Source organism: Nonomuraea sp. NPDC054003 (genome assembly GCF_055585125.1).
In genome coordinates this window covers 1-2,134 of record NZ_JBVJKR010000040.1, presented here as the reverse complement: position 1 = coordinate 2,134, position 2,134 = coordinate 1, and the positions used below count along the sequence as shown (strand labels likewise).

The following is a 2,134-nucleotide window of genomic DNA, read 5'->3' as shown; positions in this document are numbered from 1 at the left end:
GCCAGCGCCTGGGCGACGAGGACGCCCTGGCCGACGTAGGTGGCGGTGATGGACAGCAGCAACAGTACGAGTCCGGCCAGGCGCCACCGGATGGAGGGTGACAGGGCCAGCAGTCGGGGGATCACTGCTCCTCCTTGAGCCGTTCGAAGACGAGCTGGGTCCGCCGCACGGCGCGCACCCCGTACACCTCGGAGATCAGCTCGGGGGTGAGGACCTGCTCGGGCGGGCCGCCGGCGACGATGCGACCGGCGTTCATCACGTACAGGCGGTCGCAGAAGGCGGCGGCCTGGTTGAGGTCGTGCAGCACGGCCAGGGTGGCGACGCCGAGCTCGCGCACCAGGTGCAGCAGTTCGAGCTGGTGGCGGATGTCGAGGTGGGAGGTGGGCTCGTCCAGCAGGAGCAGGCGGGTCTGCTGGGCCAGGGCGCGGGCGAGCAGGACGCGCTGTTTCTCGCCGCCGGACAGGGTGGCGAAGATCCGGCCGGCGGCGCCGGTCAGGCCGACGCGGTCCAGCGCCCGCGCGCACAGCTCCTCGTCGGCGCGGGGGTCGGACTTGTACGGGGTGCGGCCCATGGCGACGATCTCGGCCACGGTGAAGTCCAGGTCGGGCGGGGTCTCCTGGGCGACGACGGCGGTGCGCCGGGCGGCCTCGCGGGCGGGCAGCCGGTGCACGTCGTCGCCGTCGACGGCGATGAGCCCGGCCGAGGGGCGCAGCGCCCGGTAGATCGAGCGGAGCAGGGTGGACTTGCCGCAGCCGTTCGGCCCGACCAGGCCGACGAACTCGCCGTCGTCCACCAGCAGGTCGGCCTCGCGCACGATCGGAGTGCCGTCGAGCGCGACGGACACGCCGCGCAGGTCGAGCTTCACTGGACGCTCACCGCCCGGTCCACCGAGCGGCGGCGCAGCAGCCACAGGAAGAACGGCACGCCGAACAGCGCGGTGACGATGCTGAGCGCCAGTTCCTGAGGGGCGTTGACGGTGCGCGCGGCGATGTCCACGAGCTGCAGGAACACGGCTCCGAGCAGGGCGGTCACGGGCAGCACCCGGCGGTGGTCGGCGCCGACGAGCAGCCGGGCGGCGTGCGGCACGATCAGGCCGACGAACGCGATCGCGCCGCTGGTGGCCACCATCACCCCGACCAGCAGCGAGGTCAGCACGAACAGGCTCAGCCGGAACCGGTTCACGTTCACGCCGAGCGAGACGGCCGTCTCCTCCCCGGCGGCCAGCGCGTTCAGCGGCCGGTGCTGCAGCAGCAGGTACGCCACCCCGGCGGCCAGGACGACCGCCGGCAGGGGCAGCACGTGCCAGCGGGCGCCGCCGAGGCTGCCCATCAGCCAGAACAGCACCTGCTGGGCGGCCCGCCCGCTCTGCGCCAGTTGCAGGACGAAGCTGTAGGCGGCCTGGAACAGGTACGCCAGCGCCACCCCGGACAGCACCAGCCGCGACGGCGTGAGCCGTCCGGACCGCTGAGCCATCAGGTACACCAGCACGAGCGCGAGCAGCGAGCCGGCGAAGGCGGCGGCCGACAGCGACAGCCCGCCCAGCGCGGAGGCGCCCAGGATCAGCACGAGCACCGCCCCGAACGAGGCGCCGGAGGAGACCCCGAGCAGGAACGGGTCGGCCAGCGGGTTGCGCACCAGCGCCTGCAGCACCGCCCCGACCACCGAGAGCCCGGCCCCGACGAGCAGGGCCAGCAGCGCGCGCGGCAGCCGGAACTCCCACACGATCTGCTCCTGCACCGGGGTCCAGGTCTGCGGGACCACGCCCGGGATGACACGGTCGGCGACGATGCCCCAGGCCTGGGGCAGGGCGACGGGCACCGCGCCGATGCTGACCGCCAGCCAGGTCGAGGCGACCACGGCGGCGATCAGCGCGGCGACGAGCAGGAGGAACCGGCTCACTCGGCGGCTTCGTGGGACGGGCACGGTCTTCGCCGGGCTCTGCCGGGTGGTGCTGGTCACTGGGTGAAGGCGTCCGGGTGCAGGAACCTGGCGATGTCGGTGACGGCCAGGAGGTTGCGGTAGCCGGGATGCTGGGCCGTGACGGGCACGGCGAGGTAGCGCTGCTCCTTGGCGGCCGGGCTGTTCTTGACGATGGCGAAGGTCTCGGCGGCCTTGGCGGGCGAGCTGGGCATGT

2 protein-coding genes are annotated in these 2,134 nt (G+C 73.4%); both read right to left on the bottom strand.

Features of this window, described 5'->3' with window-relative positions:
* Positions 1–121 precede the first annotated feature (121 nt).
* Entirely contained in the window at positions 122–865 is a 744-nt protein-coding gene (locus ACZ6YG_RS44585; protein ID WP_466021369.1) for an ABC transporter ATP-binding protein, read from the bottom strand.
* On the bottom strand, positions 862–1,899 hold the full coding sequence (locus tag ACZ6YG_RS44580) for a FecCD family ABC transporter permease (protein WP_466021368.1): 1,038 nt from the start codon (positions 1,897–1,899) through the stop codon (positions 862–864). The genes ACZ6YG_RS44585 and ACZ6YG_RS44580 overlap by 4 nt, the downstream gene beginning before the upstream one ends.
* Between the last annotated feature and the right edge of the window lie 235 nt (positions 1,900–2,134).